This is a genomic window from Streptomyces sp. NPDC046349 (assembly GCF_055587885.1).
This window is the reverse complement of record NZ_JBVJFK010000016.1, coordinates 41,820-62,328: the sequence shown is the minus strand read 5'-3', so window position 1 is coordinate 62,328 and position 20,509 is coordinate 41,820. Positions and strand designations below refer to the sequence as shown.

The following is a 20,509-nucleotide window of genomic DNA, read 5'->3' as shown; positions in this document are numbered from 1 at the left end:
TGCAAGGGGGGCGAACCCGCCTTGGATCTCAAGCCTTCCGCTCACATCGACACCTTCGCCCGCGACCATCTGCCACCCGCGGACGCCTGGCCGGAGCTCCTCTTCGATCTGCCCGAACTGGCCTATCCGGACCGGCTGAACTGCGGCGCCGAGCTGCTCGACGCCACCATCGCCCGGTTCGGCCCCGAGGGGGCCGACCGCCCGGCCTTCCGCGACGGCGCCGGCGAGGTGTGGACGTACGGCGGGCTGCGCGACCGCGTGGACAGCCTCGCCCACGTGCTCACCGCGGACCTCGGCGTCGTCCCCGGCAACCGGGTGCTCCTGCGCGGGCCCACCGGCCCCTGGCTCGCCGCCTGCTGGCTCGCGGTGATGAAGGCGGGCGCGGTGGCCGTCACCGTACTGCCGCAACAGCGCGCGCAGGAGCTGGCGACGGTGTGCGAGATGGCCCGGGTGCGGCACGCCCTGTGCCACGCGGACGTGCTGGACGACCTCGTGAAGGCCGAGGTGCCGGGGCTGCGGATCACCGCCTACGGCGGCAGCACCGGGGACGACCTGCTCCGACTGGCGCAAGCGCACGGAGGGAAGACCTTTCCCGCCGCCCCGACCTCCGCCGACGACGTCGCCCTGATCGCCTTCACCTCCGGCACCACCGGACGGCCCAAGGGCTGCATGCACTTCCACCGCGACCTGCTGGCCGTCGCCGACACCTTCTCCCGCCACGTGTTGCGGCCCCGGCCCGACGACGTGTTCGCGGGCAGCCCGCCCCTCGGCTTCACCTTCGGCCTGGGCGGGCTCGTCGTCTTCCCGCTGCGGGCCGGCGCCTGCGCGCTGCTGCTGGAGGACGCGGTGCCGCGCCGACTGCTGCCCGCGCTCGCGGAGCACCGGGTGACGGTGCTGTTCACCGCGCCCACCGCCTACCGGACGATGCTGGACGCCCTCGGCCCGTACGACGTGGGCATGTACGACCTGTCCGCGCTGCGCCGGTGCGTCTCGGCCGGGGAGAACCTGCCCGCCGCCACCTGGCGGGCCTGGTACGAGCGCACCGGCCTGCGCGTCATCAACGGCATCGGGGCGACCGAGCTGCTGCACATCTTCATCTCCGCCGCCGACGAGGACATCCGCCCCGGTACGACCGGCCGGGTGGTGCCGGGCTGGGAGGCCCGCGTCGTGGACCGGGCGGGCCGGCAGGTCGCGGACGGCGAGCCGGGGCTGCTGGCCGTCCGCGGCCCGGTGGGCTGCCGCTACCTGGCCGACCCGCGGCAGGCGGAGTACGTGCGGGACGGCTGGAACCTGACCGGCGACACCTACGTGCGCGACCCGGACGGCTACTTCCGCTACGTCGCCCGGGCCGACGACATGATCGTCTCCGCGGGCTACAACATCGCGGGCCCGGAGGTGGAGGAGGCCCTGCTGCGCCACCCGGACGTGGTGGAGGCGGCGGTGGTGGGCCGCCCGGACGAGCGACGCGGGCAGATCGTGGTGGCGTACACCGTCCCCCGCGAGGGGGCGGTCCTGACGGAGGAGGCCCTGCGCACCTTCATGCGGGCGGAGCTGGCCCCGCACAAGTGTCCGCGCTCCTTCGTCTTCCTGCCGGCGCTCCCGCGGACCGCCACGGGCAAGCTCCAGCGCTTCCGACTGCGCGATCAAGGAGCGGGGCCCGGCCGGTCCGACGGCCTAGAGTGAAGCCGTGGTCGAGCAGCACACTCCGCGATCCCTGATCGTCACGTTCTACGGAGCCTACGGGCGGGCCTTCGAGGGCCCGGTCCCGGTGTCCGCGCTGGTCCGCCTGCTGGGCGCGGCCGGGGTCGATGCCCCGTCGGTCCGCTCGTCGGTGTCCCGGCTGAAGCGGCGCGGCTTCCTGCTGCCCGCGCGCGCCGCGGACGGCGCGGCGGCGTACGAGCTCTCCGGCGAGGCGCGCAGCCTTCTCGAGGACGGCGACCGCCGCATCTACGGCGGCCCGCAGGCGTCGGACGAGTGGCTGGTGGCGGTGTTCTCCGTGCCCGAGCAGGAGCGGGCCAAGCGGCACCTGCTGCGCTCCCGGCTGGCCGGGCTCGGCTTCGGCGCGGTGGCGCCGGGGGTGTGGATCGCCCCGGCCCGGCTGACGGAGGAGACCGCGCACACACTGGAGCGGCTGCACCTGACGCCGTACGTGGAACTGTTCCGCGGCAGCCATCTCGGCTTCGCGCCGACCGCCGAGGCGGTGGCCCGCTGGTGGGACCTTGCCTCGCTGGCCAAACAGCACGAGGAATTCCTCGATCTGCACGAGCCGGGCCTGCGCGCCCTGCAGTCGGGCCCCCGGCCGACACCGGAGGAGGCCTACCGCCGCTACCTCCTCGCGCTGGACAGCTGGCGCCGCCTGCCGTACGCCGACCCCGGCCTGCCGCGCGAGCTGCTCCCGGCGGGCTGGCCGGGCGACCGGTCCGCGGCCGTCTTCGCCGAACTCCACTCCCGCCTGAGGGACATCGGGGCTGAGTTCGTGGAGCTGTGGGAGCCCGCGTGAAATGACGGTGCGGGCGGGCCGGCCGACGCGGCAGGATGAGCCATGACCTGGACCTTCACTTCCGACCTGGCGGCCTATCGGGCCGCGGCGGGCCCGGCCGTGGCCGCGCGGCCCGTTCCCAACACTCTGCTCCTGAGCGTCGCCGACGCGCTGGAACGGCGCGGACTGCACGCCTTCGGCCCCGAGACCCCGGTCTTCGGCTGGTGGACCGGACCCGACGGTGCCGTCTCCGGCGCGCTGGTGTGCACCCCGCCGCACCCGCTGCAGCTCGGGGCGCTGCCCGGGGAGGCGGTCCGTGCGCTGGCCGACGCGCTCACCACGGAGCCGCTGCTGGCCGGGCTCCGGGGGATCAACGCCCGCCGCCCGGACGCGGAGGCGCTGGCCCTGGCGTGGGGCCGGCCCACGGTCGTCGCCGAGGAGCACCGGCTGTACCGGCTGGCCGGACTGCTCGCCCCGCAGCCCTCCCCCGCCGGCCGGGCGCGGGTCGCCACGGAGGCCGACCTGCCGCTGCTGATGGGGTGGCTGGAGGCGTTCCACACCGAGGTGGAGATCCCGGCCGGCCCCGCCGAGGCACAGGTGCGCGACCGGCTCGCGTACGGGGGCTTCCTGTTGTGGGAGGACGGCGGTGTCCCCGTCTCGCTGGCCGCGTTCTCCCGTCCGATCGGCTCCGCCTCCCGTGTCGGCCCCGTCTACACCCCTCCCGGCCTTCGGGGACGCGGCTACGCCGCCGGTGTCACGCACGCGGTGAGCGGCGCGGCGTACGCGGCAGGCGCCTCGGAGGTCGTCCTCTTCACCGACCTCGCCAATCCGACGAGCAACGGCGTCTACCTGCGGCTGGGTTATGTGCCGGTGGAGGACCGGGCCCGGATCGCGGCGATCTGACCGGCGTCAGCCGCGGCCGGTGGGCGGTTTGCGGCTGCCTGCGCGGTAGGGGACGGGCCAGGGGGCGGCCGGGCCTTCGTAGGACTGGTCGGCGGCGGCGTGCAGGGTCCAGTGGGGGTCGTAGAGGTGGGGGCGGCCGAGGGCGCACAGGTCCGCCCGGCCGGCCAGCAGCAGGGAGTTGACGTCGTCCCAGGAGGAGATGGCTCCGACGGCGATGACGGGGACGCCGAGCGCGTTGCGGATCCGGTCCGCGTACGGGGTCTGGTACGAGCGTCCGTACTCGGGGGCCTCGTCCGCGACGACCTGGCCGGTGGAGACGTCGATGGCGTCTGCGCCGTGGGCGGCGAACGCGGAGGCGATCTCCACCGCCTCGTCGGGCGAGGTGCCGCCGGGCGCCCAGTCGGTGGCCGACAGGCGCACGGTCATGGGGCGTTCCTCGGGCCAGACCGCGCGGACGGCGTCGAAGACCTCCAGCGGGAAGCGCAGGCGGTTCTCCAGGGAGCCTCCGTAGGCGTCGTCCCGCCGGTTGGTCAGCGGCGAGAGGAAGCCGGAGAGCAGGTAGCCGTGGGCGCAGTGCAGTTCGAGCAGGTCGAAGCCGCAGTCGGCGGCGCGGACGGCGGCGGCCGCGAAGTCGGAGCGCAGGGCGGTCAGGTCAGCCCGCTCCAGGGCGCGCGGGAGGGCGGAGACGCCTTGCCGGTAGGGCAGGGCCGAGGCGGCCACCAGCGGCCAGTTGCCCTCCGGGAGGGGGTCGTCCATGCCCTCCCACATGACCCGGGTCGAGCCCTTGCGGCCGGCGTGCCCGAGCTGGACGCCGAGTGCGGTGCCTGGTGCCGAGGTGTGGACGAAGTCGGCGATGCGCCGCCAGGCGGCGGCCTGTTCCCGGGTGTAGAGGCCGGCGCAGCCGGGGGTGATGCGGCCCTCTTCGCTGACGCAGACCATCTCGGTCATCACCAGGCCGGCCCCGCCGAGGGCGCGGGCGCCGAGGTGGACGAGGTGGAAGTCGCCGGGCACCCCGTCTTCGGCCGAGTACATGTCCATGGGCGAGACGACGACCCGGTTGCGCAGGGTCAGGCCGCGCAGGGTGAGCGGGGTGAACATGGGCGGGGTGGTCTCGTCGGGGCAGCCGAAGTCGCGTTCCACGGCGCGGGTGAACCGTTCGTCGCGCAGCCGCAGGTTGTCGTGCGTGACGCGGCGGCTGCGGGTGAGGAGGTTGAAGGCGAACTGCCGGGCGGGCTGGTCGACGTATCCGGCGAGCTCCTCGAACCAGCGGCTGCTGGCGGCCGCGGCCCGCTGGGTGCTGGCGACGGCCGGGCGGCGGGCCTGCTCGTAGGCGGCGAGGGCGGCCGGTACGTCCCCTTCGCAGGCGTCCACCGCTTCGGCGAGGGCGAGGGCGTCCTCGACCGCGAGTTTGGTGCCGGAGCCGATGGAGAAGTGGGCGGTGTGCGCGGCGTCGCCGACGAGTGCCACGTTGCCGTGGGACCAGTGCTCGTTGACGACGGTGCGAAATCGCGTCCAGGCGGAGCGGTTGCCGCGCAGGGGCCGGCCGCGCAGGGCCTCGCTGAAGACCTTGGCGCAGCGGGCGGCCGATTCGTCCTCGTCGCAGAGGTCGAGGCCTGCCGCCCGCCAGACCTCCTCGCGCATTTCCACGATGACGGTGGAGGCGTCGGCGGCGTACGGGTAGGCGTGCAGTTGCATGACTCCGTGCTCGGTCTCCGCGATCTCGAAGCGGAAGGCCTCGAAGGCGAAGTCGGCGGCGAGCCAGATGTAGCGGCAGCGGCCCGCGGTGAGGGTGGGACCGTAGTGCGCGGCGTCGGCCTCGCGGATCGCGCTGTGCACACCGTCGGCCGCGACCACCAGGTCGTGGGTGGCGCGCAGCTCGGTGATCTCGGGGGCCGCGGTGCGGAAGCGGAGGCGGACGCCGAGCCCGGCGCAGCGCTCGTGCAGGATCTCCAGCAGCCGGCGCCGTCCGATGGCGGCGAAGCCGTGGCCGCCGGAGGTCAGCAGCCGTCCCCGGTGCACGACGTCGACGTCGTCCCAGCGCACGAACTCCGCGCTGAGGGCGGCGTGGACGGCGGTGTCGGCGCGTTCGATGCCGCCGAGGGTCTCGTCGGAGAGCACGACGCCGAAGCCGAAGGTGTCGTCCGGGGCGTTGCGTTCCCACACCTCCACGGTGTGGCCCCGGCGGGCCAGCAGTGCGGCCGCGTACAGCCCTCCCGGTCCGCCGCCGACGACGGCGACCCGCAATGCGCTGCCGAGGGGCATGGCGCTACCTGCCCTTCCACTCCGGCGGCCGCTTCCCGCTGAAGGCCGCGTGGAACTCCGCGTAGTCCTGGCCGTTCATGAGCAGGGCCTGGGTGGCCGCGTCGAGCTCGACGGACGCGGCCAGCGGCATGTCGAGCTCGGCGGTGAGCAGGGCTTTGGTCTGCGCGTGGGCGAGGGAGGGGCCGGCGGCGAGGCGGGCGGCGAGTTCGGCTGCCCGTACGTGGGCCTTGCCCTCCTCGGTGAGCTCGCTGAGCAGCCCGATCCGCTCGGCCTCCGGTGCGTGGACGGGTTCGCCGAGCATCAGCAGCCGGGTGGCGTGGCCGAGGCCGACGACACGGGGCAGCAGGTAGGCGGCGCCCATGTCGCCGCCGGAGAGGCCGACGCGGGTGAAGAGGAAGGCGAAGCGTGCGGTGGGGTCGGCGATCCGGAAGTCGGCCGCGAGTGCGAGGACGGCTCCGGCTCCGGCGGCCACCCCGTGCACGGCGGCGATCACCGGGAAGGGGCATTCGCGGATCGCGCGGACGACCTGGCCGGTCATCCGGTTGAAGTCGAGGAGCTGGGCGGTGTCCATGGCGAGGGTGGCGCCGATGATCTCGTCGACGTCTCCGCCGGAGCAGAAGCCGCGGCCCTCGCCGCCCAGGACGAGGGCGCGCACGGAACGTTCGCGGGACAGTTCGGCGAGCAGATCGCGCAGGTCGGCGTAGGCGCCGAAGGTGAGCGCGTTGATCTTCTCGGGGCGGTCGAAGGTGACGGTGGCGACGCCGTCCTGCCGGGTGACCCGGAGGTGGTGCCACCGTTCGGTCGCTGGTGTGGAACCGGTGAAGGGGCTCACACGCCCGACGGTATCACCTGTTCGTGACCGTCGTCAGGGAAGCGCCATACACCGGGGGCGGTCCGCGGACTCCCCCTGCGGAGGATCCCGCGGTGCCCCGAAGCCCCGGCTGGCGGATCACCCTGCCCCACGCGGCCGCCGTAACCCTCGCCCGCGCCCTCGTCCGCACGGCGCCGGCGGACGCCGACGCGCCCGCCGACAGCGACACGGCCGAGCTGCTGACCGCGGAACCGGTCGCCGACGCCGTCGGGCACACGCCGGCCCCCGGCCCGATCGAGCTCGTCGTCTAGATCCTGGCGGACGGCTGCCGGGTCGAGGTCCACGACGGCGACCCGCATCTGCTCCGCGAGCTGTCGGCCGGCCCGCGGGACGCCCACCCCGACCTCTGGCAGGAGCACGGCCGCGGACTCCTGTTCGTCCGGACGCTGAGCTCCACCTGCGGCCACCGCCGCACGGCGGGCGGCACGGCGGTCTGGTTCACCCTGCCCTCACGGCGGCTCCTGCCGGCCGACGCGTGAAGCCGCGCGTATGACTATGCGTCACCCGGGCCCGGGCGGCCGAGCGTGGCGACGAGCACGGCCTTGATGGTGTGCAGCCGGTTCTCGGCCTCGTCGAAGACGACGGAGTGCTCCGACTCGAATACCTCGTCCGTCACCTCCAGCGAGTCGAGCCCGTGCCGCTCGTGGATCTCCCGGGCCACCTTGGTGCCCAGGTCGTGGAAGGCAGGCAGGCAGTGCATGAACTTCACGTCCGGGTTCCCGGTGGCCCGCAGCACGTCCATGGTGACGGCGTACGGGGACAGCGCCTCGATCCGCTCGTCCCAGACGTCCTTGGGCTCCCCCATGGACACCCAGACGTCGGTGACGACGAAGTCGGCCTGGGCGACGCCCTCGGCGACCTCCTCGGTCAGCGTGATCCGCGCGCCGCTGTCCGCCGCCAGCCTGCGCGCCTCGGCCACCACATGCTCGGCGGGCCAGTAGTTCCTGGGCGCGACGATCCGTACGTCCATGCCCAGCAGGGCGCCGGTGACGAGGTAGGAGTTGCCCATGTTGAAACGGGCGTCGCCGAGGTAGGCGAAGGCGATCCGGTGCAGCGGCTCGGCGCTGTGCTCGGTCATCGTGAGGACGTCGGCCAGCATCTGGGTGGGGTGCCAGTCGTCGGTCAGGCCGTTGAAGACCGGCACGCCCGAGTGCGCGGCGAGTTCCTCGACGGCCTCCTGGCTGTCACCCCGGTACTCGATCCCGTCGAACATGCGGCCCAGTACCCGGGCGGTGTCCCGGACCGACTCCTTGTGCCCCATCTGGGAGCCGGCCGGGTCGAGGTAGACGGTGCGGGCGCCCTGGTCCGCGGCGGCGACCTCGAAGGCGCAGCGGGTGCGCGTCGAGGTCTTCTCGAAGATCAGCGCGATGTTCCGGCCCCGGAGCAGGCGCTGCTCGACCCCGGCCTTCTTGGCCGCCTTCAGGTCGGCGGCGAGCTCGACCAGGCCGCGGAACTCGGCGGCCGTGAAGTCCAGCTCCTTGAGAAAACTGCGGCCTTTGAGGTCGGGGGCCATGGGGTCGCTCCAGCGTCACGGTGACAGGGGATGCTGGAAGTCTATACGACGCTCCGTATTGATATACAGAGCGTGGGGGTGTGACGTCTGCCGGACCGGCCGCAGGGCCCGCCTGCTCAGACGGCGTCCCGCTCCACCGGACAGCTCATGCAGCGCGGTCCGCCCCGGCCCCGCCCCAGCTCGCTTCCCGGGATCTCGATCACCTCGATGCCCTGCTTGCGCAGGTGCGTGTTGGTGGTCACGTTCCGCTCGTAGGCGACGACCACCCCCGGCTCGACGGCCAGCACATTGCACCCGTCGTCCCACTGCTCGCGCTGCGCCGAGTGCACGTCCTGGGTCGCGGTCAGCACCCGGATCGAGTCGAGCGAGAGCGCCGCCGCGATGGCCCGGTGCATGTGCTCCGCGGGGTGGTCGGTCACCTTCAGCTCGCTGCCCCCGTCGCCCGGTTCGATCGTGTAGGACGGGAGCATGCCGAGCCCCGCGTACTGAGTGAACGTATCTCCGTCGACCATGGTCATCACCGTGTCCAGGTGCATGAAGGCCCGGTGCTTCGGCATGTCGAGGGCCACGATGGACGTCGCCGACCCGGCGGCGAACAGGCCCCGCGCCAGCATCTCCACCGCCTGCGGCGTGGTCCGCTCGCTCATCCCGATCAGCACCGCGCCGTTGCCGATGACCAGGACGTCGCCGCCCTCGATCGTCGAGGGGTAGTCCGCCTGCCCCTGCGACCAGTAGTGGAAGGCGCCGGACGTGGTGAAGAGCGGATGGTGCCGGTAGATCGCCTCGAAGTGGACGGTCTCGCGCTGCCGGGCGGGCCACCGCATCGCGTTGATCGACACACCGTCGTAGATCCAGGCGGACGTGTCCCGGGTGAAGAGGTGGTTGGGCAACGGCCCCAGCAGGAAGCCGTCCAGGTCCAGGGCGTGGAAGCGTACGGATACCGGCTCGGTGTGCCGTTCCAGGAACTCCCGCTTGGTCATCCCGCCGACCAGCGCCTCCGCCAGCTCCGCCGAGGCCAGCCCGTCGAAGGCCGACCGCAGGTGGTCGGTGGCGAGCGGACCGTACTCCTTCTCGTCGAACACCCGGTCCAGGACCAGGCGCCTGGCCTCCGGGACCCCCAGCACCTCGCACAGCAGGTCTCCGAAGAGGTGGACCGCCACGCCCCGGTCCCGCAGCACGTCCGCGAAACCGTCGTGCTCCTGGCGGGCCCTGCGCACCCACAGCACGTCGTCGAAGAGGAGCGCGTCCTTGTTGCTCGGTGTGAGCCGCTTCAGCTCCAGGTCGGGCCGGTGGAGGATGACGCGGCGAAGCCGCCCGGTCTCGGAATCGACATGGAATCCCATGCCGTACACGTTCGCAGACCGGGCGGCCTTTTGAGGTGGCGTCGGCTCAGCGGGGCAGCGCGACACCGAGAAGTGCTTCCGGCGCTCCCGCGATCTCCGGCGTGAGGACTCCCAGCTTGGGCGTGGTCAGGTTCGGCAGCCCGAAGTTGGAGCCGTCCGGCATCGTGAGCGGGGAGCCCAGGACCGCGCCCGGGGTGCGGGTGCGCACGGTGGTGGCGGGCGACTCCAGGGAGCCCTCGCCGTCCGTCTCGGGCCGGCCCGCCAGGTTCGGCAGCGGGGAGGTGACCAGGGTCTCGCCGAGCTCGGTGGCGATCGGGACCGCCGGGAGCAGCGGCGTGGGAAGCATGTCCCCCTTGTGCATGCGGGGAGCCTCGGGCGCTCCGACGACCGGCAGCGGCACCGCGGTGGCGATCCGCGGCACGTCCAGGCCCGTCGTCGTCTCCACACCTTCGAGCGGCACACCCACCGGCACCCCGTCGGCCGCGGCCGGGGTGGCCACACCGGCCGCGGCCATACAGGTCAGGAGCGCCGCAATGCTTCCGCGCGCGGTCATCTTCATAGGTGGTGTTCCGTCCTTCCAGGGTCACGGTCGTTCCGCTGCCCTGGATGAACGATCCCGCCGGCGGTTTTCCCGGAGTTCTCCGCGAAAGTTCCCCCATACGACCTAATTCGGGGCCGTACGGGGGCTCCGCCTTTACGCCGCGGCCGTCGCCACGACCCTCACAACCGCGGGTCGACGGGCTCCGACTCCAGTGCGAGGACCGCGAAGACCGGCTCGTGGACCCGCCACAGCGGCTCGTCGGCCGCCAGCCGGTCCAGCGCCTCCAGCCCGAGCGCGTACTCCCGCAGGGCGAGCGAGCGCTTGTGCCCCAGGAACCGCTCCCGCAGTCGCTCCAGCTGCTGCGGACGGGTGTACTCCGGGCCGTAGATGATCCGCAGGTACTCCCGTCCGCGGACCTTCACCCCGGGCTGGACCAGCCGGCCCTTGCCGTCGCGGGCGTAGGCCTGGAGCGGCTTGACGACCATGCCCTCGCCGCCGGCCGCCGTCAGCTCCAGCCACCAGTCGGTGCCGGCCCTTACGGAGTCCTCGTCCCCGGTGTCGACCACGATCCGGCCGGTGCGGCGCAGGAGTCCGGTGCCGCCCGGAGTGGCCGGGTCGTCGGCCTCGACCAGCCGGTCCAGCCAGGCCAGCTGCCGGTCGTGGGGTACGGCGGCCAGCGACCGCCCGGCGGCGGCCAGCATCTGGAACGGCGCGAACCGTACGCCCTCCAGCCCGTCGGTGCTCCAGCAGTAGCGGCGGTAGGCCTCGGTGAAGGCCGCCGCGTCGGCGGCCCGGCCGCGCTGGCGCTCCAGCAGTGCGCCGGTGTCGACGCCGCGGGCGGTCGCCGCCTCCAGGGCGCCGACCGCATCCGGGAAGACGGCGCGCGAGGCGGCGCCCACGGCGGCGTACTGGCTGCGCAGCAGGCCGCCCGACTTCAGCGACCAGGGCAGGAGCTCCCCGTCGAGGAGCAGCCAGTCGGTGCCCAGCTCCTCCCACAGCCCGGCGCCGGTGACCGCCGCGCGCAGCCGCGCCAGGACCTCCTCGGTGACCTCGGGGTCGTGGAAGAAGGGCCGCCCGGTGCGCGTGTACACGGAGCCGGTCGGGCCGTCCACACCGAACCGCTCGCGGGCGGCGTCGGCGTCCTTGCAGACCAGGACGGTGGCTCGGGAGCCCATGTGCTTCTCCTCGCACACCACCTGGGCGATGCCGTCCTTGCGGTACTGGGCGAAGGCCTCGGCCGGGTGCTCCAGGTAGCCGTCCTCGCGGGAGGTCGCGGTCGGCGCCATGGTCGGCGGCAGGTACGGGACCAGCCGCGGGTCCACCGCGAAGCGGCTCATGACCTCCAGGGCCGCGGCCGCGTTCTCCTCGCGGACGCCCACGTTGCCCAGGTGCCGGGTCTCGACGACGCGGCGGCCGTGGACGTCGGCCAGGTCCAGGGGACGGCCGTCGTGCCCGCTGGGCACCTCGGTGACGAGCGGTCTGACCGGCTCGTACCAGACCTTCTCTGCGGGTACGTCGACCAGTTCGCGCTCGGGCCAGCGCAGGGCGGTCATCCGGCCGCCGAAGACGGCGCCGGTGTCGAGGCAGATGGTGTTGTTGATCCAGGCGGTGTTCGGGACGGGGGTGTGGCCGTAGACGACGACGGCCCTGCCGCGGTAGTCCTCGGCCCACGGGTAGCGCACGGGCAGGCCGAACTCGTCCGTCTCACCGGTGGTCTCCCCGTACAGGGCGTGCGAGCGGACCCGGCCGGAGGTGCGTCCGTGGTACTTCTCGGGCAGGCCGGCGTGGCAGACCACCAGCTTCCCGCCGTCGAGGACGTAGTGGCTGACGAGGCCGCGGATGAACTCCCGCACCTCCTCGACGAACTCCGGCGGCTCGTGGGAGAGCTGCTCGATCGTCTCGGCGAGGCCGTGGGTCCGCTGGACCTTGGAGCCCTTGAGGTGGCGGCCGAGCTTGTTCTCGTGGTTGCCGGGCACGCACAGGGCGTTGCCGGACTTGACCATGCCCATCACGCGGCGCAGGACGCCCGGGCTGTCGGGTCCGCGGTCGACGAGGTCGCCGACGAAGACGGCCGTGCGGCCCCCGGGGTGGACGCCGTCCTCGTAACCGAGCTTGGCGAGGAGGGTCTCCAGCTCGGAGGAGCAGCCGTGGATGTCGCCGACGATGTCGAAGGGGCCGGTGAGGTGGGTGAGGTCGTTGAAGCGCTTCTCCAGGACGACCTCGGCGGCCTCGGCCTCCTCGACGGAGCGCAGCACGTGCACCTTGCGGAAGCCCTCGCGCTCCAGGCCGCGCAGGGAACGGCGCAGGTCGCGGCGGTGCCGCTGGATGACCGCGCGGGGCAGGCCGGCCCGGTCGGGGCGGGCCGCGTTGCGCTCGGCGCAGACCTGTTCGGGCATGTCCAGGACGATGGCGATGGGCAGCACGTCGTGCTCGCGGGCGAGCGCGACGAGCTGCCGGCGGGCGTCGGCCTGCACGCTGGTCGCGTCGACGACGGTCAGGCGGCCGGCGGCGAGGCGCTTGCCGGCGATGTAGTGCAGGACGTCGAAGGCGTCCCGGCTCACGCTCTGGTCGTTCTCGTCGTCGCAGACCAGGCCCCGGCAGTGGTCGGAGGAGATGACCTCGGTGGGCTTGAAGTGCTTGCGGGCGAAGGTGGACTTGCCCGATCCGGTGGCCCCGATCAGGACGACGAGGGACAGGTCGGTGACGGGAAGTCTGCGCTTGGTCTCGGTGGTCATGCTGCCTCGCCCTCCTTCGGGGAGTCGGTGGTGGTGGTCTCGGTCGTGTCGGTGGTGGCGTCGGGTCGGCCGACGGCCGCCTGGGTGAAGACGGCCATCTGCGTCGGCGGCCCGACCTCGGGGTCGTCGTCCCCCACGGGGACGTGGGCGACCGTGTAGCCGAACCGCTCGGCGACCCGGCCGGCCCAGGCGCGGAACTCCCCACGGGTCCACTCGAAGCGGTGGTCGCCGTGCCTGACGTGCCCGGCCGGCAGGGTCTCCCAGCGGACGTTGTACTCGACGTTCGGGGTGGTGACGAGGACCGTGCGGGGGCGGGCCGAGCCGAACACCGCGTACTCCAGCGCGGGCAGCCGCTCCAGGTCCAGGTGCTCGATGACCTCGCTCAGCACGGCCGCGTCGTAGCCGGCCAGCCGCTTGTCGGTGTAGGCGAGCGAGCCCTGGAGCAGCGTGACGCGCGACCTCTGCCGCTCGCCCATGCGGTCCAGTCGCAGCCGCCGGGCGGCGACGGTCAGGGCGCGCACGGAGACGTCCATGCCGACGATCTCGGTGTACGCGGGGTCCCCCAGCAGCGCCTGGACCAACTGGCCCTGGCCGCAGCCGAGGTCCAGCACGCGCTGGGCTCCGGCGGCGCGCAGGGCGGCGAGGACGGCCTCGCGCCGACGCACCGCGAGCGGCACGGGCCTCTCCTGCGTGTCGCGCGTCTCGTCGACCGCGTTGTCGATCTCCTCGACCTCGCTGCCGTCGGACTCGGCGAGGCGGAGCAGTTCCAGCCGCTCGACGGCGTCCTGGGTCAGCCGCTTGTGGCGGGCCAGGTAGCGGGAGCTGATCAGCGCGTTCTCGGGGTGCGCGGCGAGCCAGCCGTCGCCGGCGCGCAGCAGCTTGTCGACCTCGTCGGCGGCGATCCAGTAGTGCTTGGCGTCGTCGAGGACCGGCAGGAGCACGTAGAGCTGGCGCAGGGCGTCCGCGAGGCGCAGCTCGCCCTCCAGCACGAGCCGTACGTAGCGGGAGTCCCCCCACTCGGGGAACTGCTCGTCGAGCGGTACGGGCTCGGCCTGTACGAGGTCCCAGCCGAGCGGGTCGAACAGCCGGTGCACCATCGCGGCGCCGCCGCGCGCGGGCAGTACGGGGATCTCGACGCGCAGCGGGCGGGCCTGTTCCGGCAGCTCCGGGCGCAGGACGCACCGGCCCTTGAGGGCGGTGCGGAACACCCCGGCGAGCGCGACGGCGAGCAGCGAGGAGGCCGCGTACGGCCGGTCGTTGACGTACTGCGCGAGCGCGGCGTCGGGCGCCCCGCCCCGGCCCTTGCCCTTCCCGCGGCGGACGAGCGCGACGGGGTCGACCTCCAACAGCAGGGCCGCCGTGCACCGCTGGGCCGTGGCCTCGGGGTAGAACACGTGGGCGGTGCCGTGGGACTGGTTCTCCACGCGGACCCGGTCCGGGTGCTTGTGCAGGAGAAAGCCCAGGTCAGTCGCCGGATTGTCGGCGGTCCCGGTGGTGGTGATCGTAAGGAACATGCGGTTCAGCATGACTGCCGGATCATCCTCGGGCCAACGGATTTAGAGCGAAAACAAGTACGATCTTCAACCTTCTGGATAGGCTCGCGCGCTCCGCACCGTGTTCCGTGTTCAGCCTCAGGAGCGCCATGTACCCGCCCCCGCACGCCTATGCCCCAGCACCCGCGCCCACGCCGCCGCGGCGCTGGTGGCAGCACCCCGCCCTGATCATCACGGCACTCGTGGTCCTTCCGCCCGCGGGGATCGCGCTCGCCTGGACGAGCCGGTGGGAGCGGACGCAGAAGATCCTCGCGACCGTGCTGTCCGGCGTCTGGTTCCTGATACCGCTGATGTCGGACCCGCCGGAGAAGACCGGGGCCGAGGCCAAGCCGCAGGCGGCCGCGGCGTCCTCCGCCTCGCCCACCCCGAGCGCGAGCCCGACTCCGACTCCGACTCCGCCGACGGCGGCGCCCGCGCCGAGCGCCGCACCGCAGATGCCGTCGGCCGTCGGGTGGCCCTATGCCCAGGCGGAGAAGGCGGTGGAGGAACTGATCGACGGCGAACTCAGTGCGTCGAGCGCCTACGCCGACGTCACCCTCCCCGCCGACCACGGGACGTGGCTCGTCTGCTTCCAGGACGTCGCGGCCGGCACCGGACTCGTGCCGCAGAGCGCGGCTCCGGTCGTGCACCTGGTGGCGCCCGGCACCGCCTGCCCCGCGACGCCCGGCACCGACCTGCGCCCGAAGCCGCCCGCCCCGGCGCCCGCGCCGCCCACGACCGCCCGCACGACCGCCCCGGCACCCGACGACGACGCGACGGGCGGGAGCGGGGGCGGGAACGTCTCTTACGCGAACTGCACAGCCGTGCGGGCGGCGGGCGCGGACCCGATCCGCCGGGGGGACCCGGGGTACGGCCGACACCTGGACCGCGACGGTGACGGCGTCGCCTGCGAACGCTAGACGAGTCGTTCCGAAGTGATCAGTGAGCCTTTTCCGACCTGACGGCGGTGCTGGGGTGCTGGCGGGTGTACGGAACGACGAAGCTCCTGGTAGGCGTGTTCCAGACCAAGATCACCCGTGTCCGCCAGGAGCTTCGCGTGCTTGCCCACCCGTCCTCGATTGATCTCCCCAACCGCACCCTGCGGTTCCTGGCCAGGCAGCTCTCCGGGCGGCAGAGGCAGATCGGGACGCGGTGGCGACGACTGCCGGCCGGCCGTCAGGCCCTCCTGGTGCTGGCCCACTCGTCCAGCGGGCGACCGGGGAGGCGCAGGGCTCAGGAGGGGCAGTTGCCTACGGTCTTGACCGACGTCAGGTCGGCCGCGCCGAAGGTCTCGACGTCGCCGTTCGGCCGCCTGATCCGCAGCTCGCGGTCGGTCTTGGAGCTGAGGAGCGTGCCGCAGACCTTGGCGTCTGCCGCGCGTCACCTCGACGAGAGCCTCCTTCGGGCCCGACCGCGGCCAGAACCAGATGCACCCGATGGCCACCGTGAGCGCACCTAGGGAGCACAGGGCCGGTACCACCGCGCGGCCGAGCCGGCTCGCTGCCTGCTTCAGGCGCTGCCGCCGGTTGTGGAACCAGTGGTCAGCAGGTGGTCGTTGCCGAGATCGACTTCTACGGGCCACCCGTATGCCGCCCTGTAAGCCGAGACGACGGCGAACGCCGCCCCGCCGACCGCGGCCGCGGTGAACACGCCGCCGACGAGGCGGGCCCACCCGCTCAGGCCCGTGAACGCGTCCTTGCCCATCAGCACCCCGGCAGAAGCGTCGACTACCTGCTGAGCTACTGCTCCGCTGAGGTGGCACCGCCCGTGCTGGTAGCCGCCGCAGGGAACTGGGGTTCGGCGGAGACGTCCGGATACCCGGCCTGCCTCCCGGCCGCGGTCGTCGCCCTCGCGACGGACGACACGGGCGCGCGTGCCTCGTACAACCGCACACCGCCCCCGGGAGCGATCATGGAGGAGGCCTACGGAGGCAGCGACGCCCAACCGCTTGGCACCCTCCCGACGGGACCCGCTTGTTCGGCACTTGCTTTGCGGCCGCCGCCGTCTCGGGCGCCCACCTTCCCTGACGCCCAGGGGCCCGTGATGATCCAGATGATGGTCACGGAGCGGGTGTCCGTGATTTCCGCCGTCTGCTGCCCGCCGCTGTCGAAGGCGGCGACGACCGCGTGCCCCTGTCCGGCCCGAAATTGCCCGGCCCCCGCCCCATGTCCATGCCATCGATGTCATAGTCTGACGTTGTGTGGACAACGCTTGCGCCGCTCATCGGCGTCCTGCTCGGCGGGCTCATGTCGATACTGACCCAGCGCTCGGCAGGACACGCCTTGGAACGCGGCGAGGCGCGCCGCAGCGCTCGTGAACTTGCCGAGGCGCGCCGTAACGAGCGTCTCACTCACCTCATCGAATTTCTGTCTGCGGTGCAGGAAGCAGAACGAGTCGCGGTGGACCGGCATCACCACAACCTGGCTGACGAACAGTGGCAGGCCCGGGCACGGCAGGTCCTTGACAGGGTGTGGGTGACGCAGAAGACGATCCACGTACTGTGCGCGTCCGAGGTCAGCGAAGCGGCACGCAGCCTCGCCTGGGCAGTACAGGAGGTGGTCAGAAAGGGCCCCGAAGACCCGGAAGATCCGCAGGACGAGAAGGTCTGGGCGCACATACATCCGAGCCGACAGGCATTCCTTGATCTCGTGCGCGACCAGCTGAATTGAACCCCGGGAGGGATTCAGCAGCTGTCGTGAGCGGCCCGGGACAAGCAGCACCAGCTCCGGCCTCCATTGTGCGTCAGTTCGCGGTAGCGGGCCTCGGCCCGTTCGGCGGCCACCCGGTCCGCCGCGGAGTTCTCCCGCTGGCGCAGCCGCGGGAGCTGTACGGCCAGTGCGGCGCGCTCCTGTTCCAGTCGCTCGTACGGGACGGGCTCGGCCAGGACCAGCCAGGCGAAGGCGTCCCCGGCAGGTGGGCCACGGCGTCGTCGAACGACCCCCGGCGTTCCGTCGGGAGGGCGCGCTCGTCGTCGCCCATGCGCAGCGCGTCGTGGGAGCCGAGGCAGGTCAGCCAGTACTCCATCCCCTCCAGCAGTGCGGCGGCCTCGCCGGGCGGGACGTCCCGTGCGGTGGCACCGGGCGGGTAGCTCAGCGGGCGTTGCGGGGCGGTGCGCGGCTGCTGCCCGGCGGGCGGGAAAAAGGGCGCGCCGCCGACGAGGAAGTGCATCGGCCGGTGCAGGCCGGGGCGGTAGCGCTCATCACGACCCCCGTTCAATGTCGGAGCATCGTGCCCGCCCTGGTGGCACCTGTCAGCTCCCGCACCTGGAGGGAAGCCGCGTTGGCCCGAACTGCACGTAAAATAACGCCAATTGACGCTTCGTCACCTGATCGATCCGCCGGGCGGGACGGTCTCCCGGGCCAGTTCCGCGATCCGGTCGGGGCCGATGCGGCAGCAGCCGCCGATGAGCCGGGTTCCGGTGCGGCGCCAGGCGTCCGTGGGCCAGGGGGGCATGCGCCCGGGTGCCCGCCAGGTGCCGGTGGCCGGCTCCCAGACGGAGCCGTCGTTGGGGTAGGCCAGCAGCGGCTTGGCCGTGACGGAGGCCGCCGCTTCCAGGGCCGGGAGGACGTCCGCAGGGTCGCAGCAGTTGACGCCGACCGCGATGACCTGGGGGGCCTGCGCGGCGAGCGTGAAGGCCGCGGGCAGCGGGTGTCCGGACCGGGTGCGGCCTGCGGCCACGGTGTAGCTCAGCCAGGCCGGGGCGCCCGTCTCCGCGAGGACGGTGAGCACCGCCTCGGCCTCGTCCGGGTCGGGGAGGGTCTCCACGGCCAGTACGTCGGGGCCCGCGGCGAGGAGGGCCTCGATACGGGGGCGGTGGAACGCTGCGAGCTCACGCACGCTCAGCCCGTACCGGCCGCGGTACTCGGAGCCGTCCGCGAGCACCGCTCCGTACGGGCCGACGGAGGCGGCGACCCACACGTCGTGGTCGGCGGCCTCGGCCGCGCGCGCGGCGAGTACGACACTGCGGTGCAGCAGCGCGGTGGTGGCGTCGCGGTCGCGGCCCCGGGCGGCGAAGGCCTCGTAGCCGACCTGGTAGCCGGCGGTGATCAGCACCTCGGCGCCGGCCTGCGCGTACGCGGTGTGGGCGGCCTCGACCTGGACCGGCCGTTCGTCGAGGACACGGCCGGTCCAGAGGCCGCCGGTCAGGTCGCAGCCCTGGGCGGCGAGCTGGTTGCTGAGCCCGCCGTCGAGGACGACGGTCCGGCGGGCCAGCGCCTCGGCGAGCGGGGCGGTTGCGCGGGGCATCGCTTTCCCCGGCCTTCAGCGGAGCTGGGACAGCACCCGGGAGGAGATCAGCTCCAGGTGGTCCAGGTCGTCGAGGTCGAGCAGCTGGAGGTAGACGCGGGAGGTGCCGACCGTGCCGTAGGCGCCGATCTTCTCCACGACCTCGGCCGGCGAGCCGGCCAGGCCGTTGGCCTTGAGCTCGTCGACGTCCCGGCCGATGGCGGCGGCCCGGCGGGCCACCTCGGCGTCGTCCTTGCCCACGCACACCACGAGGGCGTTGGAGTAGACGAGGTCGTCGGGCCCCCGGCCGGCCTGTTCGGCGGCCTCCCGGACCCGGCCGAACTGCCGCTCGCTGTCAGCGATCGACGCGAACGGCATGTTGAACTCGTCCGCGTACCGTGCGGCGAGCCGGGGGGTGCGCCTGGCCCCGTGGCCGCCGACGAGAATGGGGATCCTGGCCTGGGCGGGCTTGGGGAGGGCGGGCGACTTCTCCACGCGGTAGTGGTCGCCCGCGTAGTCGAAGGCGGCGCCGGGCTCGGTGGCCCACAGCCCGGTGACGATGGCCAGCTGCTCCTCCAGCCGGGCCATCCGGTCCGCCGGGAAGGGGATGCCGTAGGCCTTGTGCTCCTCCTCGAACCAGCCCGCGCCCAGGCCCAGCTCGATGCGGCCGCCGGACATCTGGTCGACCTGGGCCACCTGGATGGCGAGGACGCCGGGCAGCCGGAAGGTGCCCGCCGTCATCAGGGTGCCGAGACGGATACGCGTGGTCTCGCGGGCCAGCCCCGCCAGGGTGATCCAGGCGTCCGTGGGGCCGGGCAGGCCGTCGGCGGCTCCCATGCGCAGGTAGTGGTCGGAACGGAAGAACGCATCGAAGCCCAGGTCCTCGGTGGCCTTGGCGACGGTCAGGAGGGTGTCGTAGCTCGCGCCCTGCTGGGGCTCGGTGAAAATGCGAAGATCCATGGGTCCATCCTGCCCCTCCCGCCCCGCCAGGGTGAATCTTCGTCAACCGGATGTGTCGGGGCCCGGGGCGGCCAGTGACCAGCCCGGACGGGGATCGTTTGCTCGGACGGAGCCGGACCGCCCGGCCCGCGCGCCGGCGGCCTCCCGCAGGTGCGTCCACCGCCCCCTTCCCCTGGAAGGGCCAGGGCCGAGGAGGCCGCCATGTCCCACGAGGCCGTGCCGGAGACCCCCCGACAGACCGGCTGCACCGGACAGGCAGCACACGACCCCGCAGAGCGGGAGTCCGCGGTGCCCGCCCGGAGCGGCGGCGCGCCGAAGGGCCTGCTGCAGCAGATGGAGGAGCTGATGGCCGCACTGAACGCCGACCTCTCCCAGCTCGACGCCGATCTCCAGTCCTCCGCGGACCGCACCGCCGCAGGCGAGCGCCCGGCCCACCGGTCCACCTGACCGCGCGGGTCCCGCCACGCACGGCGGGACCCGGCCCGTTGCAGCTCTCCGTGCCGGCCGGTCCCCAGTGCCCGGGCCGGGGCGCCCGGCTCAGGCCACGCCCGAGGCGGAGCCCCGCTCGCGCACCGCCATCCGGCGCAGGATCGCCCGCACCCGGTCGCTCGACTCGTCAGCCGCGTCGATCGACTCTATGCACTGCCAGTACAGGGCCTCGTCGTCCGTGCCGCAGGCCACCCCGACCAGGGCTATCCCCACCTCACCCAGCAACGCCTGTAGTCCGAGCAGCACCTGACGGACATCCCCCACCACGCTCAGCTGTGCGGCTCGCGGCGGGTACTCGGGCGCGCTGCCCTCGCCGCGCAGGGCCGCCCGGTCCAGTACCCCGCATCCTCTGCCTCCCGCTTCCCCCAGTCCCCGTGCCTCCGATCTCAGCTCCGGCGGCCCGGTGACCGCCAGCCAGCTCCCGATCCCCTGCGCGAGCGCCTGGGCCTGCCAGGCCTCGCCCACGATGTCCCACGCAGCCCCACTCTGTGCCAGAGCGTGCCGGCCGGCCGCGATGAGCCGTACTGCATCCATATGCCGTCCCCCGTCCGCACGACACCCCGCCATCCTCACCACTACCCAGAGTGAGGGCAACGAGTCAGTAAAGCCAGGGGTATTCGGAAAATGTGGACAGAATCGTGATTGTGGAGGAGTCCA

Annotated in this window: 17 protein-coding genes and 1 pseudogene; 7 read left to right on the top strand and 11 right to left on the bottom strand. The window is 73.1% G+C overall.

The features are described from left to right. Positions 1–21: 21 nt before the first annotated feature. Genes ACZ6JS_RS31445 through ACZ6JS_RS31435 form a run of 3 tightly spaced genes read left to right on the top strand, consistent with a single transcriptional unit; the run spans position 22 to position 3,382 of the window. Positions 22–1,683: an AMP-binding protein gene (locus ACZ6JS_RS31445; protein WP_469303013.1), complete on the top strand. Its 1,662-nt coding sequence runs from the start codon at positions 22–24 to the stop codon at positions 1,681–1,683. A gap of 4 nt (positions 1,684–1,687) precedes the next feature. Continuing rightward, positions 1,688–2,500, top strand: coding sequence for a PaaX family transcriptional regulator (locus ACZ6JS_RS31440; protein WP_469303012.1), 813 nt, complete (start codon positions 1,688–1,690; stop codon positions 2,498–2,500). A gap of 42 nt (positions 2,501–2,542) precedes the next feature. Then, complete coding sequence (locus tag ACZ6JS_RS31435) at positions 2,543–3,382, top strand: GNAT family N-acetyltransferase (protein ID WP_469303010.1); 840 nt, start codon at positions 2,543–2,545, stop codon at positions 3,380–3,382. A gap of 6 nt (positions 3,383–3,388) precedes the next feature. Here the strand turns inward: ACZ6JS_RS31435 and ACZ6JS_RS31430 are convergent, their stop codons facing one another. Continuing rightward, complete coding sequence (locus ACZ6JS_RS31430) at positions 3,389–5,644, bottom strand: bifunctional salicylyl-CoA 5-hydroxylase/oxidoreductase (protein ID WP_469303009.1); 2,256 nt, start codon at positions 5,642–5,644, stop codon at positions 3,389–3,391. Positions 5,645–5,648: 4 nt separating this feature from the next. Beyond that, positions 5,649–6,476 (bottom strand): enoyl-CoA hydratase family protein, encoded by an 828-nt coding sequence (locus tag ACZ6JS_RS31425; protein ID WP_469303007.1) that lies wholly within the window; start codon positions 6,474–6,476, stop codon positions 5,649–5,651. Positions 6,477–6,568: 92 nt separating this feature from the next. Between ACZ6JS_RS31425 and ACZ6JS_RS31420 the strand changes: the two are divergent. Next, positions 6,569–6,994, top strand: a pseudogene (locus ACZ6JS_RS31420) (ATP-binding protein). A 14-nt stretch (positions 6,995–7,008) separates the two neighbouring features. Here ACZ6JS_RS31420 and argF read toward each other — a convergent pair. The 5 genes from argF to ACZ6JS_RS31395 form a co-directional block, all read right to left on the bottom strand. Next, positions 7,009–8,028 (bottom strand): ornithine carbamoyltransferase, encoded by a 1,020-nt coding sequence (argF, locus tag ACZ6JS_RS31415; protein WP_469303006.1) that lies wholly within the window; start codon positions 8,026–8,028, stop codon positions 7,009–7,011. Positions 8,029–8,144: 116 nt separating this feature from the next. Further along, a complete protein-coding gene (locus ACZ6JS_RS31410; protein ID WP_469303004.1) occupies positions 8,145–9,371 on the bottom strand; it encodes an arginine deiminase in 1,227 nt (408 codons plus the stop codon). A 46-nt stretch (positions 9,372–9,417) separates the two neighbouring features. Then, positions 9,418–9,930 (bottom strand): hypothetical protein, encoded by a 513-nt coding sequence (locus ACZ6JS_RS31405; protein WP_469303002.1) that lies wholly within the window; start codon positions 9,928–9,930, stop codon positions 9,418–9,420. A 161-nt stretch (positions 9,931–10,091) separates the two neighbouring features. Continuing rightward, the gene (locus ACZ6JS_RS31400) at positions 10,092–12,647 is read right to left on the bottom strand and encodes a polynucleotide kinase-phosphatase (RefSeq protein ID WP_469303000.1); all 2,556 of its coding nucleotides are present in this window, start codon (positions 12,645–12,647) and stop codon (positions 10,092–10,094) included. After that, positions 12,644–14,161 carry a 3' terminal RNA ribose 2'-O-methyltransferase Hen1 gene (locus ACZ6JS_RS31395; RefSeq protein ID WP_469302999.1) on the bottom strand — a complete coding sequence of 506 codons (1,518 nt, stop codon included), beginning with the start codon at positions 14,159–14,161 and terminating at the stop codon, positions 12,644–12,646. Before ACZ6JS_RS31395 ends, ACZ6JS_RS31400 begins: the two co-directional genes overlap by 4 nt. 128 nt (positions 14,162–14,289) lie before the next feature. On the opposite strand from ACZ6JS_RS31395, the gene ACZ6JS_RS31390 reads away from it, so the two are divergent. Then, a complete protein-coding gene (locus ACZ6JS_RS31390; RefSeq protein ID WP_469302998.1) occupies positions 14,290–15,099 on the top strand; it encodes an excalibur calcium-binding domain-containing protein in 810 nt (269 codons plus the stop codon). A 589-nt stretch (positions 15,100–15,688) separates the two neighbouring features. Here the strand turns inward: ACZ6JS_RS31390 and ACZ6JS_RS31385 are convergent. Further along, positions 15,689–15,889 (bottom strand): hypothetical protein, encoded by a 201-nt coding sequence (locus tag ACZ6JS_RS31385; RefSeq protein WP_469302996.1) that lies wholly within the window; start codon positions 15,887–15,889, stop codon positions 15,689–15,691. 488 nt (positions 15,890–16,377) lie between these two features. Between ACZ6JS_RS31385 and ACZ6JS_RS31380 the strand changes: the two genes are divergently transcribed. Next, the gene (locus ACZ6JS_RS31380; RefSeq protein ID WP_469302995.1) at positions 16,378–16,848 is read left to right on the top strand and encodes a hypothetical protein; all 471 of its coding nucleotides are present in this window, start codon (positions 16,378–16,380) and stop codon (positions 16,846–16,848) included. 652 nt (positions 16,849–17,500) lie between these two features. On the opposite strand, the gene mmuM is transcribed toward ACZ6JS_RS31380, so the two are convergent. Next, positions 17,501–18,424: a homocysteine S-methyltransferase gene (gene mmuM / locus ACZ6JS_RS31375; RefSeq protein WP_469302993.1), complete on the bottom strand. Its 924-nt coding sequence runs from the start codon at positions 18,422–18,424 to the stop codon at positions 17,501–17,503. 15 nt (positions 18,425–18,439) lie between these two features. Beyond that, the gene (locus ACZ6JS_RS31370; protein ID WP_469302992.1) at positions 18,440–19,363 is read right to left on the bottom strand and encodes an LLM class F420-dependent oxidoreductase; all 924 of its coding nucleotides are present in this window, start codon (positions 19,361–19,363) and stop codon (positions 18,440–18,442) included. A 201-nt stretch (positions 19,364–19,564) separates the two neighbouring features. Between ACZ6JS_RS31370 and ACZ6JS_RS31365 the strand changes: the two genes are divergently transcribed. Beyond that, complete coding sequence (locus ACZ6JS_RS31365) at positions 19,565–19,810, top strand: hypothetical protein (RefSeq protein WP_469302990.1); 246 nt, start codon at positions 19,565–19,567, stop codon at positions 19,808–19,810. A gap of 90 nt (positions 19,811–19,900) precedes the next feature. Here ACZ6JS_RS31365 and ACZ6JS_RS31360 read toward each other — a convergent pair whose 3' ends face one another. Further along, the gene (locus ACZ6JS_RS31360) at positions 19,901–20,386 is read right to left on the bottom strand and encodes a DUF6099 family protein (RefSeq protein WP_469302988.1); all 486 of its coding nucleotides are present in this window, start codon (positions 20,384–20,386) and stop codon (positions 19,901–19,903) included. Positions 20,387–20,509: the final 123 nt, after the last annotated feature.

Bases quoted from the DNA above. Each gene is read 5' to 3' on its own strand.
- ACZ6JS_RS31360 (WP_469302988.1), bottom strand. From the start codon at position 20,386: ATGGATGCAGTACGGCTCATCGCGGCCGGCCGGCACGCTCTGGCACAG.
- ACZ6JS_RS31405 (WP_469303002.1), bottom strand. From the start codon at position 9,930: ATGAAGATGACCGCGCGCGGAAGCATTGCGGCGCTCCTGACCTGTATG.
- ACZ6JS_RS31430 (WP_469303009.1), bottom strand. From the start codon at position 5,644: ATGCCCCTCGGCAGCGCATTGCGGGTCGCCGTCGTCGGCGGCGGACCG.
- ACZ6JS_RS31435 (WP_469303010.1), top strand. From the start codon at position 2,543: ATGACCTGGACCTTCACTTCCGACCTGGCGGCCTATCGGGCCGCGGCG.
- mmuM (WP_469302993.1), bottom strand. From the start codon at position 18,424: ATGCCCCGCGCAACCGCCCCGCTCGCCGAGGCGCTGGCCCGCCGGACC.
- ACZ6JS_RS31400 (WP_469303000.1), bottom strand. From the start codon at position 12,647: ATGACCACCGAGACCAAGCGCAGACTTCCCGTCACCGACCTGTCCCTC.
- ACZ6JS_RS31390 (WP_469302998.1), top strand. From the start codon at position 14,290: ATGTACCCGCCCCCGCACGCCTATGCCCCAGCACCCGCGCCCACGCCG.
- ACZ6JS_RS31370 (WP_469302992.1), bottom strand. From the start codon at position 19,363: ATGGATCTTCGCATTTTCACCGAGCCCCAGCAGGGCGCGAGCTACGAC.
- argF (WP_469303006.1), bottom strand. From the start codon at position 8,028: ATGGCCCCCGACCTCAAAGGCCGCAGTTTTCTCAAGGAGCTGGACTTC.
- ACZ6JS_RS31410 (WP_469303004.1), bottom strand. From the start codon at position 9,371: ATGGGATTCCATGTCGATTCCGAGACCGGGCGGCTTCGCCGCGTCATC.
- ACZ6JS_RS31365 (WP_469302990.1), top strand. From the start codon at position 19,565: ATGTCCCACGAGGCCGTGCCGGAGACCCCCCGACAGACCGGCTGCACC.
- ACZ6JS_RS31395 (WP_469302999.1), bottom strand. From the start codon at position 14,161: ATGTTCCTTACGATCACCACCACCGGGACCGCCGACAATCCGGCGACT.